Annotated in this window: 16 protein-coding genes; 13 read left to right on the forward strand and 3 right to left on the reverse strand. The window is 59.0% G+C overall.

What is annotated here, in order from left to right:
* The first annotated feature begins 9 nt into the window (after positions 1-9).
* Positions 10-852, forward strand: coding sequence for an amidohydrolase family protein (locus ASD46_RS23685; protein WP_060642853.1), 843 nt, complete (start codon positions 10-12; stop codon positions 850-852).
* An 84-nt stretch (positions 853-936) separates the two neighbouring features.
* On the opposite strand, the gene ASD46_RS23690 is transcribed toward ASD46_RS23685, so the two are convergent.
* Entirely contained in the window at positions 937-2,163 is a 1,227-nt protein-coding gene (locus ASD46_RS23690; protein ID WP_035200093.1) for an MFS transporter, read from the reverse strand.
* Between the two features lie 121 nt (positions 2,164-2,284).
* Here ASD46_RS23690 and ASD46_RS23695 point away from each other — a divergent pair, with 121 nt between their 5' ends.
* The 9 genes from ASD46_RS23695 to ASD46_RS23735 all read left to right on the forward strand — a co-directional run bounded on the left by ASD46_RS23695 (position 2,285) and on the right by ASD46_RS23735 (position 12,207).
* Positions 2,285-2,875, forward strand: a complete 591-nt coding sequence (locus ASD46_RS23695) for a TetR/AcrR family transcriptional regulator (protein ID WP_003518207.1) — start codon at positions 2,285-2,287, stop codon at positions 2,873-2,875.
* Between the two features lie 295 nt (positions 2,876-3,170).
* Positions 3,171-4,208, forward strand: a complete 1,038-nt coding sequence (locus ASD46_RS23700; protein WP_060642854.1) for an NAD(P)-dependent alcohol dehydrogenase — start codon at positions 3,171-3,173, stop codon at positions 4,206-4,208.
* Positions 4,209-4,586: 378 nt separating this feature from the next.
* On the forward strand, positions 4,587-5,471 hold the full coding sequence (locus ASD46_RS23705) for an AraC family transcriptional regulator (protein WP_003518205.1): 885 nt from the start codon (positions 4,587-4,589) through the stop codon (positions 5,469-5,471).
* Positions 5,472-5,567: 96 nt separating this feature from the next.
* A complete protein-coding gene (locus tag ASD46_RS23710) occupies positions 5,568-6,479 on the forward strand; it encodes an ABC transporter substrate-binding protein (RefSeq protein ID WP_013762239.1) in 912 nt (303 codons plus the stop codon).
* Positions 6,480-6,550: 71 nt separating this feature from the next.
* Complete coding sequence (locus ASD46_RS23715) at positions 6,551-8,053, forward strand: sugar ABC transporter ATP-binding protein (RefSeq protein WP_060642855.1); 1,503 nt, start codon at positions 6,551-6,553, stop codon at positions 8,051-8,053.
* Complete coding sequence (locus ASD46_RS23720; protein ID WP_003518202.1) at positions 8,043-9,020, forward strand: ABC transporter permease; 978 nt, start codon at positions 8,043-8,045, stop codon at positions 9,018-9,020. Before ASD46_RS23715 ends, ASD46_RS23720 begins: the two co-directional genes overlap by 11 nt.
* Positions 9,021-9,058: 38 nt before the next feature.
* Entirely contained in the window at positions 9,059-9,790 is a 732-nt protein-coding gene (locus ASD46_RS23725; RefSeq protein ID WP_003518201.1) for an SDR family oxidoreductase, read from the forward strand.
* A 25-nt stretch (positions 9,791-9,815) separates the two neighbouring features.
* Positions 9,816-11,426 carry an FGGY-family carbohydrate kinase gene (locus ASD46_RS23730; RefSeq protein ID WP_060642856.1) on the forward strand — a complete coding sequence of 537 codons (1,611 nt, stop codon included), beginning with the start codon at positions 9,816-9,818 and terminating at the stop codon, positions 11,424-11,426.
* Positions 11,427-11,481: 55 nt separating this feature from the next.
* Positions 11,482-12,207 (forward strand): SDR family oxidoreductase, encoded by a 726-nt coding sequence (locus tag ASD46_RS23735; protein WP_060642905.1) that lies wholly within the window; start codon positions 11,482-11,484, stop codon positions 12,205-12,207.
* Between the two features lie 65 nt (positions 12,208-12,272).
* Here the strand turns inward: ASD46_RS23735 and proP are convergent, their stop codons facing one another.
* The gene (gene proP, locus ASD46_RS23740) at positions 12,273-13,793 is read right to left on the reverse strand and encodes a glycine betaine/L-proline transporter ProP (protein WP_025595114.1); all 1,521 of its coding nucleotides are present in this window, start codon (positions 13,791-13,793) and stop codon (positions 12,273-12,275) included.
* A 184-nt stretch (positions 13,794-13,977) separates the two neighbouring features.
* A complete protein-coding gene (locus ASD46_RS23745) occupies positions 13,978-14,274 on the reverse strand; it encodes a PRC-barrel domain-containing protein (RefSeq protein WP_003518197.1) in 297 nt (98 codons plus the stop codon).
* 215 nt (positions 14,275-14,489) lie between these two features.
* Between ASD46_RS23745 and ASD46_RS23750 the strand changes: the two genes are divergently transcribed.
* Genes ASD46_RS23750 through ASD46_RS23760 form a run of 3 tightly spaced genes read left to right on the forward strand, consistent with a single transcriptional unit; the run spans position 14,490 to position 17,668 of the window.
* On the forward strand, positions 14,490-15,329 hold the full coding sequence (locus tag ASD46_RS23750; RefSeq protein WP_060642857.1) for an inositol monophosphatase family protein: 840 nt from the start codon (positions 14,490-14,492) through the stop codon (positions 15,327-15,329).
* Between the two features lie 54 nt (positions 15,330-15,383).
* On the forward strand, positions 15,384-15,992 hold the full coding sequence (locus tag ASD46_RS23755; RefSeq protein ID WP_003518193.1) for a dual specificity protein phosphatase family protein: 609 nt from the start codon (positions 15,384-15,386) through the stop codon (positions 15,990-15,992).
* Positions 15,986-17,668 (forward strand): metallophosphoesterase family protein, encoded by a 1,683-nt coding sequence (locus ASD46_RS23760; protein WP_060642858.1) that lies wholly within the window; start codon positions 15,986-15,988, stop codon positions 17,666-17,668. The genes ASD46_RS23755 and ASD46_RS23760 overlap by 7 nt, the downstream gene beginning before the upstream one ends.
* Positions 17,669-17,680 lie beyond the last annotated feature (12 nt).

Raw genomic sequence — 17,680 nt, forward strand, 5'->3', positions numbered from 1 at the left:
GAGGATGCCATGGATCTGATCGATACTCACCAGCATCTGATCTTGCGAGGCAAGCTCGGTTATGCCTGGACACGAGGGGAGCCCAGCCTTGCGGGAAGCTTCACCCAGGCTGATTACGCAGCGCTTGTCGAGGGATGTGGCGTAGTGGGTACGATCTTCATGGAAAGCGGGGTGGATGACGGCGACTATCAGGCTGAGGCTCGCCTCATCGCCAGCATGATCGGCGAGGGTGGCTTGCCGATGTTCGGCCAGATCGCCAGTTGCCGACCGGAAACGGATAATGGTTTCGAAGCCTGGCTGGAGGAGTGCCGCCACCTCAACGTGGTCGGTTTCCGGCGCATTCTCCACGTTATGCCCGACGACCTCAGCCGCGAGGAAAATTACCGACGAAACGTGCGCACGATTGGAAAGGCCGGATGGCCGGTCGATCTGTGTTTTCATTCCCGCCAGCTTGCCATTGCCGCCGAACTTGTCGGGGCCTGCCCCGATGTGCGCTTCATGCTCGACCATTGCGGCACGCCGGACATTGCCGGAAACGATTTTCGGGAGTGGAGCGGGCGTATGGCCGACTTGGCGACGCTGCCCAATCTCTTCGTCAAACTCTCCGGCATCACCGCCTATTGTGCACCGGGATGCGCGACGCTGGAAAGCGTGACACCCTATGTGGAAACCGTGATCAACCTGTTCGGACCTGAGAGAATGGTCTGGGGCGGCGACTGGCCGGTGGTCGATCTCGGCTCGGGTCTACCGGAATGGATCGGTATGACGAGTGAGCTTCTTTCAACGCTCTCGCCCGACGAGCAGGCATCGATCGGCCACCGCAATGCCAGACTGTTTTATTTGGCGACATAGCGTGCAGCTTTTCATGCCGATTGTGCATTGCGTCGGCCGGATATGCCAAGAAGCGCGCCGGCGCGCGCTTCATACGCCTGTGCTTTACTCGGCTGGCTGCGCTGCGGTTGTCGTCGCAGAGCGGTTGGTCTCTCCAGAAAGGCTGCGCTGACCGAGGCTGATAATGGTGACTGTCGACAGGGTGGCGGCAATCGATACCCAGAAGCCGTTGCTCGGGCCGAAATTATCGATCACCCAGCCGGAAATAAAGGCGCCGAGCGCCATGCCGATACCGATGCCGGTCATCACCCAGGTCACGCCTTCCGTCAGCATCGATTCCGGCACACGGCGCTCGATCAGGCCAAATGCAGTGATGAAGATGGGAGAGATTGCAACGCCGCTGAGGAATACGGCGAAGGCAAGCAGGGAAACTGTCGTGCTTGCAAAGAGGAGCGGCAGCGCGGTGAGCGCAAGGACGCTGACGGCGATCAGCAATTGCCGTTGCAGCGGCATTTTGGGGTTGATCGCGCCCAGAAGCAGGCCGACGACAAACGAACCGATGGCATAAACGCCGATGACGAGGCTGGCAGCTTCCGGTTGACCGAGTTCTTTGGTGATGGCAACAGCACTTACCTCGGCTGTGGCGAAAGTCGAGCCTACGAAGATCAGGGCGACCGTGATGATCTGGACCGAACGCAGCCGGATAGCCGAATGTTGCCTGCTGCCACTTTCAACCGCGCGTACCTTGGGTTCGGTCGATCGTTGCAGCAGAAAGGCAAAGGTACCGAGTGCCAGCGAGGCGGTGCTGATCATCATACCTGCTTCCGGAAAGAGTGAGACCGCGAGACCGACGGAGAGCGAGGCGCCGGCGATGTAGACAAGTTCGTCGGCGGCGGATTCAAATGCAAAAGCAGTGTTCAGCTCAGGCCGGTCACGGAAGATTTCCGTCCAGCGGGCGCGCATCATCGCGGGAATACTCGGCATGGCCGCGGCGAGGAAGGCCGAAAGAAAGAGCGTCCAGGCAGGCCATCTCTGGTTGGTCGCGATAATCAGGATAGCAAAGGCGATGACCGATATGATGGTGGCCGGGACAAGGACGCTGCTCTGGCCCTTGCGGTCCACCAATCGGGAAATCTGCGGCGCAACGGCGGCATTGGTCAGCGCGAAGGTTGCCGAGACCGCACCGGCAAGCCAATATTCACCATGGGTCTGGGAAAGCATGGCGACGATGCCGATCGGTGCCATCGCAATCGGAAGACGGGCAAAGAAGCCTGCGGCGGAAAAGCCTTTGGCGCCCGGAGCCCGGAAAATTTCTCTATATGGATTAGACATCGGGATGCACCTTGTTTAGGGAGTACCCACCACAAACATACGTGGCGTATGCAAATGAAATAATTGCATACGTCGCGTATGTCAACTAGTATACGCGACGTATGTAGAATTCGGAGAAAAAATGCGCAAACCTCGCAGTGAAATGATTGCCGAGACGCGGGCGAAGCTTCTGGTCGCTGGCCGCAAGGCATTTGGCAGCATCGGCTATGCCGAAGCTTCGATGGACGACTTCACTGCCGAAGCAGGGCTGACCCGCGGCGCGCTCTATCACCATTTTGGCGACAAGAAAGGCCTGCTGCTGGCGGTTGTGGGTGAGATCGACGCCGAGATGACGAAAAGGCTCTGTGACATCTCGTCTAGGGCCGCGACGCGTTGGGAGGGTTTTGTCGAGGAAAATGTCGGTTACATTCTCATGGCTCTGGAGCCGGAAATCCAGCGGATCATGTTCCGTGATGGACCGGCCGTTCTCGGCGACCCTTCACGTTGGCCAAATGCCAATGGTTGTATCTCGGCCGTTGCGCGAAGTCTCGATGCGCTGAAGCAAGAAGGGACGATCGTCGACATTGATCCGGAGGCCTGTGCGCGTTTCATCAATGCGGCGAGCAGCAGTGCAGCCCAGTGGATCGCGAATTCCGACGACCCCGAAACGACCTCGAAACGCGCCGTCGACAGTTTCCGCACCTTTCTGGAAGGGCTGAGGATCACACGCTGATCCGCTTGTCGCCGGTTCTGCGTATACATCAGGGTCAATCTCGTTCCGGCTGAGTGGGTAACCTTGAGCCGGCGATATTCCCCGAAGCGCGCTGAGCGAATCGTGCTGTCTCTCTCCCCCGTAGACTCGTTAACGCGCCAGGGATGATAAGAAATTGCGGGCTCATCGATACAGTTTTTCCTCCTTGAAGAAAAACCGGCCGATCCGGCTGATTTCTGTTTACTTTTGTCGAAATTGCATCGCATCACGCTGTTTGAATTCGCTGTAAGGCCTTTCGCAAACTACGGAGGATGAGATGAAAGCACTGGTGCTGGAAGAAAAAGGAAAGCTCTCGCTCAGGGAGTTCGACATTCCCGGCAAGCTCGGACCCAAGGATGTGCGCATCCGTACCCATACCGTCGGGATTTGCGGCTCGGACGTCCATTATTATACCCATGGCAAAATCGGCCATTTCGTTGTGCATGCGCCGATGGTGCTGGGCCATGAAGCTTCCGGCACGGTAATCGAGACCGGTGCCGAGGTTGCGCATCTGAAGCCGGGTGATCGCGTCTGCATGGAGCCGGGCATTCCCGATCCGACCTCGCGCGCCTCCAAACTTGGCATTTACAATGTTGATCCGGCGGTCAGCTTCTGGGCAACGCCACCCGTTCACGGTTGCCTGACACCGGAAGTCATTCATCCCGCCGCCTTTACATACAAGTTGCCCGACAACGTTTCCTTTGCCGAAGGCGCCATGGTGGAACCCTTCGCCATCGGGATGCAGGCAGCGCTCAGGGCGCGTATTCAGCCCAGCGATGTTGCCATCGTGACGGGCGCCGGTCCGATCGGCATGATGGTTGCGCTGGCGGCGCTAGCCGGCGGTTGCGCAAAGGTTATCGTTGCCGATCTTGCCCAGCCGAAGCTGGATATCATCGCAGCTTATGACGGCATCGAGACCGTCAACATCCGCGAACGTGACCTGGCGCAGGCCGTGGCTGATGCGACGGATGGCTGGGGTTGCGATGTCGTTTTCGAATGCTCTGGCGCTGCACCCGCCGTGCTCGGTATGGCGAAACTCGCACGTCCCGGCGGTGCCATCGTCCTCGTCGGTATGCCGGTCGATCCGGTGCCGGTCGATATCGTCGGCTTGCAGGCAAAAGAGCTGCGGGTAGAGACGGTTTTCCGCTACGCCAATGTGTATGACCGTGCGGTCGCTCTCATCGCGTCCGGCAAGGTCGATCTGAAGCCGCTGATCTCCGCGACCATTCCCTTCGAAGACAGCATTGCCGGTTTTGACCGTGCGGTGGAGGCAAGGGAAACGGACGTGAAGCTGCAAATTCTGATGCCGCAATAATCCCTTCCGGCAAGCCGCCTGCCGATGCAGGGGCGTCAAAAACCCTTCGGAAAAGTATAAGCTCGACCTGCCGGTGATCGGCGGGTCGAGCTTTAAAAAATCATCACATCGATCTTTAAGATGCGCATTTTCTGGGCGTATGGCGTGCAACTGCGCGAAAAAATGGGCGCAACCGCTGGCTTAGTTGTCGGCGGATGCACGGCACTCTTCAATTTCTGACAAAAAACAGTCAAAAAAGTATCGGTAATTTCCCCGGTATGATGTGGAAGTAAATGTGCCGCAGGCCATATGCTCCCCATCAACGCCTGGGACGAGCCATAAAGAGGAATGGCTTTGCTCCGCGAATACGGCGGACGTGACCGATGGGAGGAAACATCGATGCAGCCCGATCTGGAACTGGTACATATCCGCAAGGGCGAATCCTTCGCCGCCTGGCGGCATGGCTATCCGTTCCGCACCGTGCGCTGGCATTACCATCCCGAATATGAAATTCATCTGGTCGTGGCGACGTCAGGCACGTTCTACATCGGCGATTTCGTCGGTCGCTTCGGCCCGGGCCAGCTAATCATGACTGGCCCAAATCTCCCCCAAAACTGGATCAGCGAGATCGAGCCGGACGAGATCGTTCCCACGCGCTCTCTCGTCATCCAGTTTCCGGAGGCTTTTATCGAGGATGCCTGCGCTTCCATGTCCGAGATGGAGGTAGTTCGCGCCCTTCTGGACCGCAGCCGCCGCGGCATTCTGTTCGACGATGAGACCAGCGATCGCGTTCGCCCGCTGATACTGCGTTTGATCGAGGCGCAGGGGTTGAAGCGTCTTGCGATTTTTTGGGAAATTCTCGATCTGCTGGTCAATGCGCCGGCGCCCGAGGTGCTGGCGAGCCTGAGCTACGAGCTGGACCTGACGGGCATCGGCGATAGCGGCATCAACCGCGCCTTGTCGCATCTGCGCCAGCACCTGACCGAACAGGTCGAGGAAATCGATCTGGCCGACATGGTTGGCCAGAGCCAGAGTGCCTTTTCCCGTGCCTTCAAGCGACATACGGGAACGACTTTGGTGCGCTATCGCAATCAGCTGCGCATCGATCTGGCCTGCCAGATGCTTCTGGTGGATCAGGACGTGAAGGTGGCGGAAGTCTGCTACGACGTGGGCTTTTCAAACCTTTCGAATTTCAACAGGCATTTCCTGAAGCTGAAGGGAATGTCGCCATCGAGGTTTCGTACGGTATTCGCGGCCCAGAAGGCAGCGGTCATGGCGGATTAAACCAAGATACATCGCGGATTTTTCACCAATTCGGGCAGAGGACTGTCCGGAAACGGGCTCTTATTGCCCAGATTTTCCAAACGGGAGGAAGTTACTATGAGAATGAAATCCAAGTTCCTGATGGCATCGGCCGCACTTGCAATGATGGCCGCTCCGGCATTGGCACAGGACAAGCTGAAAATCGGCATGACGTTCCAGGAACTGAACAACCCCTATTTCGTGTCCATGCAAGAAGCGCTGAAGGAAGCCGCGGCAAGCATCGGCGCTGATGTTGTCGTCACCGACGCCGGCCACGATGTGGCAAAGCAGATTTCCGACGTGGAAGACATGCTGCAGCAGAAGATCGACATCCTGCTTCTGAACCCGACCGACAGCGCCGGCATCGAAGCCGCCGTGCACGCTGCCAAAGCTGCCGGCGTGATTGTCGTTGCTGTCGACGCCAACGCAAACGGCCCGGTCGACACCTTCGTCGGCTCGAAGAACCGTGACGCAGGCTACAAGTCTTGCAAGCATCTCGGTGATGCGCTCGGCGGCAAGGGTGAAGTCGCAATCCTCGACGGTATCCCGGTCGTGCCGATCCTGCAGCGCGTCGAAGGCTGCAAGGCGGCGCTTGCCGAATTTGCCGACATCAAGCTTGTCGACACGCAGAATGGTCGTCAGGACCGCTCCGTTGCGCTCGGCGTCGTTGAAAACATGATCCAGTCCCGTCCGAACCTCGCCGGTATCTTCTCGGTGAATGATGGCGGCGCAATGGGTGCACTCGCTGCGATCCAGGGCTCCGGCAAGGACATCAAGCTGACCTCGGTTGATGGTGCTCCCGAAGCTGTGAAGGCAATTGCCGACGGCGGTCCTTTCATCGAAACGACCGCGCAGTTCCCGCGTGACCAGGTGCGCGTTGGCCTTGCCATGGCGCTTGCCCAGAAGTGGGGCGCCCGCGTCGTTCCGAAGGAAGTACCGATCGACGTCATGGTCGTTGACAGCAAGAACGCCGGCGACTTCAGCTGGTAAGAATTCCTCCCCAGGTCCCGTCCCCGCCTCGTGTGGGGGCGGGACATGTCCCGACCATCGAGGAGGGTAAAATGCTGGAACTGAATGGAATAAGAAAAAGCTTCGGCAAGATCGAGGTCCTGCGCGGCGTTGACCTGCAGGCGCGCGCCGGCGAGGTGCATGCGCTTCTGGGAGAGAACGGCGCTGGCAAGTCGACATTGATGAAAATCCTGTGCGGTATTTTGCAGCCCTCGGAGGGCACGATCCGCATTGACGGAAAGGACCGCCGCTTCGCCAATTACGACGAGGCGATTGCCGCCGGTATCGGCATCGTGTTTCAGGAATTCAGCCTGATCCCCTATCTCGATGCGGTTGAAAACATGTTTCTGGCACGCGAAATCCGCGGACCGCTGCGCCTGCTGAACAAGCGCGCGATGCGTAAACGTGCCGCCGAAATCATGAGCCGTCTGGCCGTGGACGTTCCGCTCGATGTGCCGGTGCACCGCCTTTCCGTTGCCCAGCAGCAATTCGTGGAAATTGCCAAGGCGCTTTCACTCGATGCGTGTATTCTCGTTCTCGATGAGCCGACTGCGACGCTTACCCCGTCCGAGACCGAGCATCTCTTCAAGGTCATGCGCGAGCTGCGGCGTCAGGGTGTCGCTATCATCTTCATTTCCCATCATCTCGAGGAAATATTCGAGATCTGCGACCGCATCACCGTCCTGCGTGATGGCGAACTCATCGGCTCCTGCCTCACCTCTGACGTCGATAATGACCGTCTGGTGGAGATGATGGTCGGCCGGCGTATCGAGGCCAATTTTCCGCCCAAACCGAAGATCGATACAGCTGCGCGCAACGTGATCGAGGTCGAAGAGCTTCAACTGAAAAAAGGCGGGCCGGTCTCGCGCTTTACCCTGCGGCAGGGTGAGATACTCGGTTTTGCCGGGCTTGTCGGTTCCGGGCGCACGGAAACGGTGCTGGCCATGCTTGGCGCGCATTCCGCTTCGCGCCGCAAGATCAAGGTCGATGGCGTCGAGACCCGCTTTTCCGGCCCGGATGAGGCGCTGATGCGCGGCATTGGCCTGCTGCCGGAAAGCCGCAAGGAAGAGGGTCTGATCACCAGTTTCTCCATCCTGCAGAACATCTCCCTCAACAACTATCGCAAGTACCAGAAGGCTCACTGGTTTATCGACCTGAAAAAAGAGCTGGAGCACACGAAAAAGGCGATGGCGCAGGTTCAGGTCAAGGCACAGGGACCCTATGCCCGCGTGGACACGCTGTCCGGTGGAAATCAGCAGAAGATCGTTATCGCCCGCTGGCTGAACCATGACATGCGCGTCCTGATCTTCGACGAACCGACGCGCGGCATCGATGTCGGCGCGAAGGCGGAAATCTATGCGCTGATGCGCGAATTCGCAGCCAAGGGCTATTCGATCATCATGATCTCTTCGGAGCTGCCGGAAGTGATCGGCATGTCGGACCGCGTCTGCGTGTTCCGCTCCGGGGGCATCGTCGCCACCGTCGAGGGCGCAGACATCAATTCAGAAACAATAATGACAAACGCCACCACCGGGAGGGTTGAACATGTCGCTTGATGCAAATACCGGCATTGCCGAAAAGACGAGCGGTTTCGGCCTTGGCAGCATGCTGCGCTCGCCACTCGCCCTGCCTCTGGCGGGCCTGATTGTCGTATCGATCCTGATGGGTCTTGCGAGCGACAATTTCTTCAGCGTGAACAACATCATGAACGTGCTGCGACAGGTTTCAGTCGTCGGCATTCTGGCCGTGGGCATGACATTCGTCATCCTAACAGGCGGCATCGACCTGTCGGTCGGCGCGGTCATGGCGCTTGTAGGCACGTTGTCTGCCGGCCTGATGGTGAATACCGGCCTGCCTGCGTCGCTCGCCTTGCCGGCCGGGCTGTTCATCGGACTTGGCATCGGTATCTTCAACGGAGCACTTGTCGCCTGGGGCAAGATGCCGGCCATCATCGTCACGCTTGCAACGATGGGAATGGCGCGCGGTCTCGGCCTCATCTACTCCGGCGGTTATCCCGTCAGCGGCATTCCGAGCTGGATTTCCTGGTTTGGCGTCGGCCGCGTTGGCGTCGTGCCGGTGCCTGTTATCATCATGGTGGTGATTTACGCCGTGGCCTGGGTGCTTTTGCAGCGTACGGCTTTCGGTCGTCACGTCTATGCACTCGGCGGCAACGAGTTGGCCGCGCGCCTCTCCGGCGTCAAGACCCGGCGCGTCAAGCTTGCCGTCTATGGTATCTCAGGCGTGACGGCAGCGCTTGCAGCTCTCATTCTGACCGGCCGGCTTATGAGCGGACAGCCCAATGCGGGTGTCGGTTTCGAGCTGGATGCCATTGCGGCTGTGGTTCTCGGCGGCACGGCGATTGCCGGCGGACGCGGACTCATTCTTGGTACCCTTATCGGCGCGGTGCTGCTCGGCATCCTGAATAACGGCCTCAATCTCATGGGTATCAACCCTTATCTGCAGGATGTCATCAAGGGCGGCATCATTCTGCTCGCCATCTATATCGGGCGCGACTGGCGTTGAGCCCACACGTCATATCTTCAAAGAAGCAGGAGAATTAAATGTCTGAATTGCTGCAAGGCAAGATCGCGGTCATCACCGGCGCCGCGTCCGGTATTGGCCTCGCCACCACCGAGGCGCTACTGGAAAACGGTGCAACCGTCGTCATGGTAGACTGGAACGAGAAAGCCCTGAATGAACTTGTCGGTAAACTCGGCAAGCGCGCCATCGCGCAAGTCACGAACCTTCTGGATGCCGACAGCTGCAATGCCATGATCCCTGAGATCCTCAAGAAGGTCGATCATATCGACATTCTCTACTGCAACGCAGGTACTTATATCGGTGGCGATCTCACCGAAACCACGCCGGAAGCCATCGACAAGATGTTGAACCTCAACGTCAATGCCGTGATGAAGAATGTACAGGCCGTCGTGCCGCACATGTCGGAGCGCAAGACCGGCGACATCATCGTCACTTGCTCGATCGCCGGACATTTCCCGACCTATTGGGAGCCGGTCTATTCGGGTTCGAAATGGGCGATCACCAGCTTCGTGCAGGGCATGCGTCGCCAGATGATCCCGCATGGTGTGCGCGTCGCGCAGGTCTCTCCCGGCCCGGTCGTCTCGGCCCTTCTGGCAGACTGGCCGGAAGAAAATCTTCGCAAGGCCAAGGAATCGGGTAGCCTCATCGACGCGAGTGAAGTGGCCGATGCGGTTGTTTACATGCTGACCCGCAAGCGCACCGTCACCATCCGCGACATGCTGGTGCTGCCCACCAACTTCGACCGCGTTTAAACTACACTCCCAAGGAGTATCGCAAATGGCTTCCTACCTGATTGGCGTCGATGTCGGTACCGGCTCTGCCCGTGCCGGTGTCTTTGATGTGGCGGGCAGGCTTCTCGCCACCGCCAAGCGCCCGATCACGATGCATCGCGAAGACGGCGGCATAGCCGAACAATCGAGCGGTGAGGTTTGGAAAGCCGTTTGCGACAGCGTGCGGGAAAGTGTCTCGCGCGCCGGCATAGATCCCGCAGCCGTGGTTGGCATCGGTTTCGATGCCACCTGCTCGCTCGTGGTGCGCGGGCCTGAGGATGAGACCCTTCCGGTCGGCGCGCCGGATCATCCAGAGCGCGATATCATCGTCTGGATGGATCACCGCGCCGTCGAACAGGCGGAGCGGATCAATGCTGGCGAACATGCCGTTCTGAAATATGTCGGTGGCCGGATTTCCCCGGAAATGCAGACGCCCAAGCTGCTCTGGCTTCGCGAAAACAGGCCGGATATCTATGCGCGCGCCGAGCACTTCTTTGACCTGACGGACTTCCTGACCTGGAAAGCCTCAGGCGCGCTCGATCGTTCCGCGTGCACGGTTACCTGCAAGTGGACTTATCTCGCCCATGAGGAACGTTGGGATGCGGAATATTTCACCCGCATCGGGCTTGGCGATCTGGCGGAGCAGGGATTCCGCCGTATCGGTGAAAGCGTCGTTCATCCAGGCACGGCGCTGGGTAACGGTTTGACCGATGAGGCCGCAACAGCCATGGGGCTGGTTGCTGGAACCGCCGTTGCCGCCGGTCTGATCGATGCGCATGCCGGGGGTGTCGGCACGGTGGCTGCGGGCGGCGACGCTTCGCGGTGCCTCGGTTACGTCTTTGGTACCTCTTCCTGTACCATGACAACCACCTCGGAGCCGGCTTTCGTGCCGGGTGTTTGGGGTCCCTATTATTCCGCCATGGTTCCCGGCGCGTGGCTCAATGAAGGCGGCCAATCCGCCGCCGGTGCGGCCATTGATTATCTGGTGCAATTGCACCCGGCATTTTCAGAGGCAAAGGCGCTTTCCGAAAAAGAAGGCAAGTCATTACCTGCATGGCTTGCCGACCGTGCACTGGCTTTGGCCACGTCTGCTTCCGCTGCCGTGAAGATTGCCGAGAATTTTCACGTGGTGCCGGAGTTCCTCGGCAACCGCGCGCCCTTCGCCGATCCTCATGCCCGTGCCGTCATTGCCGGTTACGGCACCGAGACGGGGGTGGATTCGCTTGTCGCGCTTTACGTGGCGGGGCTTCTCGGCCTCGGTTACGGGCTTCGCCAGATCATCGAGACGCAGGCGCGTCATGGCGCTCCCGTGGAAACGATCAGTGTCAGCGGCGGCGCGGGCGCGCATCCGCTTGCCAGACAATTGCTGGCGGATGCGACGGGGCTTCCGGTTGAACTCACTGAATGCGAGGAGCCGGTGCTTCTGGGATCGGCGATGCTCGGTGCGGTTGCTGCCAAGGCCTATCCCGACCTGATTTCCGCAATGCCCGCCATGTCGCGTATTGCCAAATATTCGGCACCGGACGCTGCATTCAGCCAAGTGCACCAGTCACGCTACGACGCGTTTCTGGCACTGCAGAATGCGGCGCGCGCCATTCGTTCCGCAAACCATTCCTGAAGCGCCACACGCTTCCATCGTCCGGCCGTTTTGGCCGCAAAGTAAAGAGGATTCCATGCAGTTTTCCGGAAAATCCGTCATCATCACCGGCGCAGGCAAGGGCATCGGCCGTGCCTGCGCTATCCTGATGGCCGCGCGCGGTGCTGAGGTCGTGGCAATCAGCCGGACCCAGTCCGATCTCGACAGCCTGAAAAGCGAAATCGGCGGACGCTCGATCCGCGTCGATCTTGCCGATGTGGCTGCAACGCGGGCCGCGATGGTCGAGGCGGGTCCATGCGATTTTCTCATCAACAGCGCCGGCATCAACGTGCTCGAAAGCGTGCTTGATATGAGCGACGAAGGTTATGAGGCCGTGCTCGGCATCAATCTGCGTGCCGCGCTCGTCACCTGCCAGGAATTCGCCCGTGCCCGTGTCGCAAAGGGTGGCGGCGGCGCAATCGTCAATATCACGTCAATTGCCGGTCATCGCGGTTTTCAGGATCATCTCTGCTACGCGGCCTCGAAAGCGGGGCTTGAAGGCGCAACCCGCGTTCTTGCCAAGGAACTCGGGCCGCACGGCATCCGTGTCAACGCCGTCGCACCAACAATCACGCTCACTGAACTGGCTGCCGAAGCATGGAACGATCCGGCCAAGAGCGCACCAATGATGGTTCGCCATCCGCTGCAGCGCTTTGCCGAGGCCGAAGACGTGGCACAGAGCATCGCACTGCTTCTGTCAGATGATAGCAGCATGATTTCCGGCGCGGTGTTGCCCATCGATGGCGGGTTCCTCGCCGTCTGACGTTTAAGGGATGCGCGGGGTGCAAATGCATCGCCGCGCATCCTGTTCCAGGACTGGATATCCGCTCAGGTCAGATCCGGATGTCTGCCAACCAGCTGGTTGCGTTTTGCTTGAAGAATTTCCTTCTGTTCTTCAAGTTTGAGCAATTCGTCGTCTATCTCCTCGACGCTTTTCTCGATGTGCAGATATTGCTCTGCAAGAAGCGACTTCGCTTCCTTTCGGCTAGACGCATTCGGCGTGTCGCCATAAAGCGGCCGGTTGGCGGTTTCCTTGAGGAAAAATGTCGTCACAATGCCAAAGATGGCCGCGACCATGAGATAGTAAGCCGGCATATAGATATTTTCCGTTACCTCCACCAACCATGCGGTGAGTGTCGGCGTGAGCCCGGCAACGATGATCGAGATATTAAACGCGATAGCCAGCGCGCTGTAGCGGATGCGGGCGGGGAAAAGGGCCGGGAGGGTGGATGCCATGATCCCGATCAGGCAGTTGAGTGCGACCGCCAGGATGAGCAGGCCGAAGAAAATCTGAACAACCTGTCCGCTGGCGATGAGATGAAATGCCGGCAGTGAAAGAAACAGGATCGCCGTGCTGCCAACCGCCAGAAACGGCCTGCGTCCGATCCGGTCGCTCAAAAGCCCGATGGCGGGCTGGACGAACAGCATGCCAACCATAACCGCGATGATGATGAGGACGCCATGGTCCTCGCTGTAATTCAGCGTCTTCGACAGATATGTCGGCATGTAAGTGAGCAGCATGTAATAGGTAACGTTGGTCACGAGGACCATGCCTATGCATATTGCCAGCGAGCGGGAATGTTGGCTCACGATCTCGGCGATGGGAACCATGGGGCGCTCTTTCAGCGACTGCCGGTCTTCTTCTTCGGAGCGCTGCAGGCGTTCGGTGAAGGCTGGTGTTTCTTCTGCCGCGTGGCGCAGATAAAGCCCGATCAGCCCGAGGGGTGCCGCCAGGAAGAACGGAATGCGCCAGCCCCAGTCGAGGAACTTGGCTTCACCCATCGCGGTGCTGAGCAGCACGACGAGCCCCGCGCCAAGCACGAAGCCGGCGATGGAGCCGAAGTCGAGCCAGCTGCCAAGGTAACCGCGCTTCCGGTCAGGCGCGTATTCCGCCACGAAAATGGCCGCACCGGTGTATTCGCCGCCAACGGAAAACCCCTGGGCAAGCTTGCATAACAGCAACAGAATGGGTGCCCATATGCCGATGGTGGCATAACCGGGGATGAGGCCGATACAGAAGGTGCTCGCGGCCATGATGATGATTGTCAGGGAGAGGACTTTTTGACGCCCGAATTTGTCGCCCATGGCGCCAAAAAATACGCCCCCCAATGGGCGGATGAGGAAGGGGACGGAGAAGGTTGCGAGCGCCGCCACCGTTTGAACGGCGGGTGACGCGTCAGGGAAGAAGACCTTGCCGACGGCATAGGCGACGAAGCCGTATACCCCGAAGTCGAACCACTCCATCGCGTTACCGAGAGCGGCTGCCGTAACTGCTTTTTTGACCTTCTCGTCATCGATGACGGTGACGTCGTCGATGCTCAGCGGAGTGGCCTGTATCTGGTTGTTCAATCGCTGTCCCCTTGAACTGCATTGCGCCCGAATTTTTGAGCGCCATGAAAATGCTCGATACGCTTAAGCGTTCCATCGGTCGGCAGAACAATCGGGCCTTAGCTCATCTTATGGGGAGTATGGGCGGGGTCGCCCGACAGGAGAAAAAAGAACGCCCGGTTGGTAGCCGGGCGTGTTTTAAAGATTAGTGGTGGTGCTCAGGCATTTCCTTGAGCTGATCCTTGGTCCACGAGGTAATCGCGTGGACATCGCCGTCTTCATCGCGCATGAAATCGAGATCGCTGAGCGGTACTGCGACGGGCTTTGCGCCGATGCCGAGAAAGCCGCCGACGTCGATGATCGCGGTGCTTGCCGCGCCAACGCCATGGACGTGATCGACCTTGCCGACCTTGTGGTCATCTGCGCCATAAACTGTTGCACCTTCCAGAACCGACGGTGTCAGTTCGGTTTCAACGAGGCGTACGTGATTGGCGTGATCCATTTTTCTTCCTCCTGCTTGGGTTGCGATATGGAAACTCCCGCAGTGCAAAACCGTTCCATCGCGTCTGGGGGATTTTGGGCTAAACCGGTTGTCTGAACGCTTAGGGGACTGGTATGAACTCCAGCGGACCGCCTGCCGCAAAATCACGCTTGAAAAGATTGAACACGTGTGCAATATGAACGCGTGTTCAATCTTTTGAGAGATGGTTATTCCGCATGGACCTGATGCCTTATCCGGATACGTTGGCAGCCCGTGCCGAACTGTGCCGCAGCGTTATTCTTTCCGCCGGGGAACTGGTGCTGAAAGGCTTTCAGGGCGAGGCGACACGCAGCTTCTCGATGAAGGGCCCGCAGGACTTTCTGACGGTGACGGATGCAGCCTCCGAAGCGCATATTCGCGGCGCGATCTCGGCCTGCTTTCCTAAGGACAGTTTTTTCGGCGAGGAGGGCGGCGGTGTGATCGGTGATCGCGTCTGGGTCGTTGATCCCGTGGACGGCACCGCAAATTTCGCCCGCGGCATTCCGCACTTCTGCATCTCCATCGCCTATGTCGAAAACGGGCAAACCGAAATCGGCGCTATCTATAATCCGGCTCTGAATGAACTTTATTTCGCCCGACGCGGCGAGGGGGCAACGCGTAACGGACAGCCGATCCAGGTCGCGCAGACGGAACGTTTCGATGCGGCCTCAATCGAAATGGGCTGGTCGACCCGTATCGCGAATGCCACCTATCTTGATGTCGTCAAGAACCTGCTCGATATGGGCACCAATGTGCGCCGCGCCGGTTCCGGTGCGCTGGCGCTTGCCTATGTGGCCGATGGCCGCTCCGATGCCTATCTCGAATTGCACATGAATTCATGGGATTGTCTTGCGGGACTGCTACTCGTCAGCGAAGCTGGCGGCGACGTCTGCCCTTTCCTGGAGATCGGTAGTCTTGAAAATGGCGGGCCGGTGCTGGCCGCAGCCAGCGGTGTTGCAAGCGGCGTCAGCCTGGCATCGAAGATACCTTTGGCAGAGCGGCAGCCTTCGGATCGGCAGCGGGCCGTATCGGCCTGAGTTTAGACGAGCGCCCGTCCGTGAAGGGTTGCTTGGTGCATGTGGAGGAATGAGATGGATGGACCCGTTTATGCCCGGCCTGCGATCAGCCTGATTGCGGAAGGGCTCGGCCCGCGTAACGTTGCGCTCTATATCGGCGGCAGCGATGGTGCGAGCGACCTTGGGCTCCTTCACCGGCACGGCATTACCACCGTCGTCAACTGCGCCGTCAATCTGGATATCAATCTCGTGCAGGCGTCGGCGGAAGATGGCGACAGGTGCGCGGTGGGGTATGGCGATATCCGTTATTATAAGCTCGGTCTTATCGACGGCGAAGGCAGTCCGGACACGATGATGCTGGGGGCCTATTATATTCTCGACGGCGCATTGCGGCAGACCATGCCGAAGCGCGAAACCTATCCGTTCCCCGATGGCGGCAATGTGCTCGTCAATTGCCGCAGCGGCCGCAGCCGCTCGGTATCGCTGGTCGCGCTTTTCCTGCACAAGCAGCAGCCGCATCTTTACCCTACCCTTGACGATGCACTGGCTGTGATCCGCACGAAGCGGGAATTGCGGCCGGACGAATGGTTCGAGACACCGAAACCGATGCTTTATGCTGCTGCCCGCCGCGCTTCCGACTGGATCGATATGGTCGAAGGCAGAAAGACTGTCCAACCATGCTGAAACGCACGCTTCCTTCCGTCGCCGTCATTGCCGACGCCCATTTCCATGACACGGCGGCCGATTTCGGTTTTCCCGGAATAGAGGTCGATGGAGAACGCATCACCATGCGTAGCTGGTCGGATACACGCGAATCCACCCGTGTTTTCAACGAAAGCGCCGATGCGCTGCATGCTGCACTCGAAGAAGTGCGGCAGCGGGGCATTCGCCATGTGGTGCTGCTTGGCGACTATACCGACGACGGCCAGCGCGCGACATCCGAAACGCTGAAGGGTATTCTGGAGCGTCATCGTGATACCCATGGCACCGCCTTTTATGCGCTGCCCGGCAACCACGATATTTTCGGCCCGCGTGGCCGGCATCATACCAAGGAGTTTCTGACGGAGAACGGCAAATGCCTTTCCGTTTCAAGCGATGCGCGGCGGGCCGGTGATCGGGTGGTGATCAGCGACCGGATGTATTGCGAAGGCTACCCCGTTGGCCTTGGCCCGATGGCGGCTTTTGGGTATTTCCGCCAGCCGGACTATCTGCATTGGGAAACACCGTTCGGGCTTTCCGATGCGACGGAAGATCGTCTCTACGAGGTGCGTTCCCCCGATGGCACCAATATCTACCGGCTGATGGACGCATCTTATCTGGTTGAGCCGGAGCCGGGCCTCTGGCTGCTCATGATCGACGCCAATATTTTCGAACCGCTTGACGGCGCTTTCGAGACGGGTGAGGAAGCGGCTTTCACCGACAGTACCTCTGGCGGCTGGAATGCGCTTTTGCGCTGCAAGCCCTTCATCATCGACTGGATTGCCGATGTGCGCGAAAGGGCGCAGGCGCTCGGCAAGACTTTGCTCGGCTTTTCGCACTATCCAGCGCTCGATCCTTTCGATGGCGCAAGCGGTGCCGAAAGTGCGCTATTCGGCGAAACCAACGTGGTGCGTCGCACGCCGCGCAAGGCGGTTGAGGATGCGCTGGTTGAGGCCGGGCTCCAAGTCCATTTCAGCGGGCATCTGCATGTGGAAGGCGTAACCCGGCGTGGGGAAGGGGAAACCTCGCTCACCAATATCGCCGTGCCGTCTCTGGTTGCCTTTCCACCCGCCTTCAAGGTCGTCCATCCCCAGCAGCACGAGATTTCCATCGAGACGGTGGAAATGGCCGCGCTGCCGATTAACAGCCGCATTTGCCGGGGGTACGCGCAGGAAATGGCACTTGCGGGCGAGGATGAGGACCGCGCATTTGCGGCCGGCAATTATGGTGATTTCCTGCTTGGCCACAAACGCGCGCTTATCAGGCATCGTTATTTTACCAAGGAGTGGCCAGCCGGGATCGTGGCGGCTATCGCGGATAAAACCATATCCGAGGTTATCGGCCTGCTTGGTGAAAAAAGCCTTGCCTCGCATGATGCCGGGCTTTCCTCCGATCTGCCGATGTTCGAGCTTATTGCTGACTGGTATTGCCTGCGTCAGGGCGCGGGGCTGGCGCTTGTCCATATCGCGCCTCAACGGCTTTCCCTTTACCGGATGCTGGCGGAGCGGTTCGGCCGTGAGCCCGATCACCACGACGGTTCGGTTAAGAGTTTTATCGAAATCTTCTTCGGTGCCCTTGGGCTGTTTCTCAACCGTGCCGAAGGCGGTTTGCGGCATCTGGAGCTCCGTGTCACACCGCAACTCCAATCCGTTGCGGTGTGATCGGCGAGGTGA

It is taken from the genome of Rhizobium sp. Root491 (genome assembly GCF_001427205.1).
GTDB lineage: Bacteria > Pseudomonadota > Alphaproteobacteria > Rhizobiales > Rhizobiaceae > Agrobacterium > Agrobacterium tumefaciens.

What these genes read in the sequence shown, in the direction of transcription:
- ASD46_RS23710 (WP_013762239.1), top strand. Translation starts at nt 5,568, where the DNA reads ATGAGAATGAAATCCAAGTTCCTGATGGCATCGGCCGCACTTGCAATG.
- ASD46_RS23755 (WP_003518193.1), top strand. Translation starts at nt 15,384, where the DNA reads ATGGATGGACCCGTTTATGCCCGGCCTGCGATCAGCCTGATTGCGGAA.
- ASD46_RS23700 (WP_060642854.1), top strand. Translation starts at nt 3,171, where the DNA reads ATGAAAGCACTGGTGCTGGAAGAAAAAGGAAAGCTCTCGCTCAGGGAG.
- ASD46_RS23720 (WP_003518202.1), top strand. Translation starts at nt 8,043, where the DNA reads ATGTCGCTTGATGCAAATACCGGCATTGCCGAAAAGACGAGCGGTTTC.
- ASD46_RS23690 (WP_035200093.1), bottom strand. Translation starts at nt 2,163, where the DNA reads ATGTCTAATCCATATAGAGAAATTTTCCGGGCTCCGGGCGCCAAAGGC.
- ASD46_RS23715 (WP_060642855.1), top strand. Translation starts at nt 6,551, where the DNA reads ATGCTGGAACTGAATGGAATAAGAAAAAGCTTCGGCAAGATCGAGGTC.
- ASD46_RS23685 (WP_060642853.1), top strand. Translation starts at nt 10, where the DNA reads ATGGATCTGATCGATACTCACCAGCATCTGATCTTGCGAGGCAAGCTC.
- ASD46_RS23705 (WP_003518205.1), top strand. Translation starts at nt 4,587, where the DNA reads ATGCAGCCCGATCTGGAACTGGTACATATCCGCAAGGGCGAATCCTTC.
- ASD46_RS23725 (WP_003518201.1), top strand. Translation starts at nt 9,059, where the DNA reads ATGTCTGAATTGCTGCAAGGCAAGATCGCGGTCATCACCGGCGCCGCG.
- ASD46_RS23750 (WP_060642857.1), top strand. Translation starts at nt 14,490, where the DNA reads ATGGACCTGATGCCTTATCCGGATACGTTGGCAGCCCGTGCCGAACTG.
- ASD46_RS23730 (WP_060642856.1), top strand. Translation starts at nt 9,816, where the DNA reads ATGGCTTCCTACCTGATTGGCGTCGATGTCGGTACCGGCTCTGCCCGT.
- ASD46_RS23735 (WP_060642905.1), top strand. Translation starts at nt 11,482, where the DNA reads ATGCAGTTTTCCGGAAAATCCGTCATCATCACCGGCGCAGGCAAGGGC.
- ASD46_RS23760 (WP_060642858.1), top strand. Translation starts at nt 15,986, where the DNA reads ATGCTGAAACGCACGCTTCCTTCCGTCGCCGTCATTGCCGACGCCCAT.
- ASD46_RS23745 (WP_003518197.1), bottom strand. Translation starts at nt 14,274, where the DNA reads ATGGATCACGCCAATCACGTACGCCTCGTTGAAACCGAACTGACACCG.
- ASD46_RS23695 (WP_003518207.1), top strand. Translation starts at nt 2,285, where the DNA reads ATGCGCAAACCTCGCAGTGAAATGATTGCCGAGACGCGGGCGAAGCTT.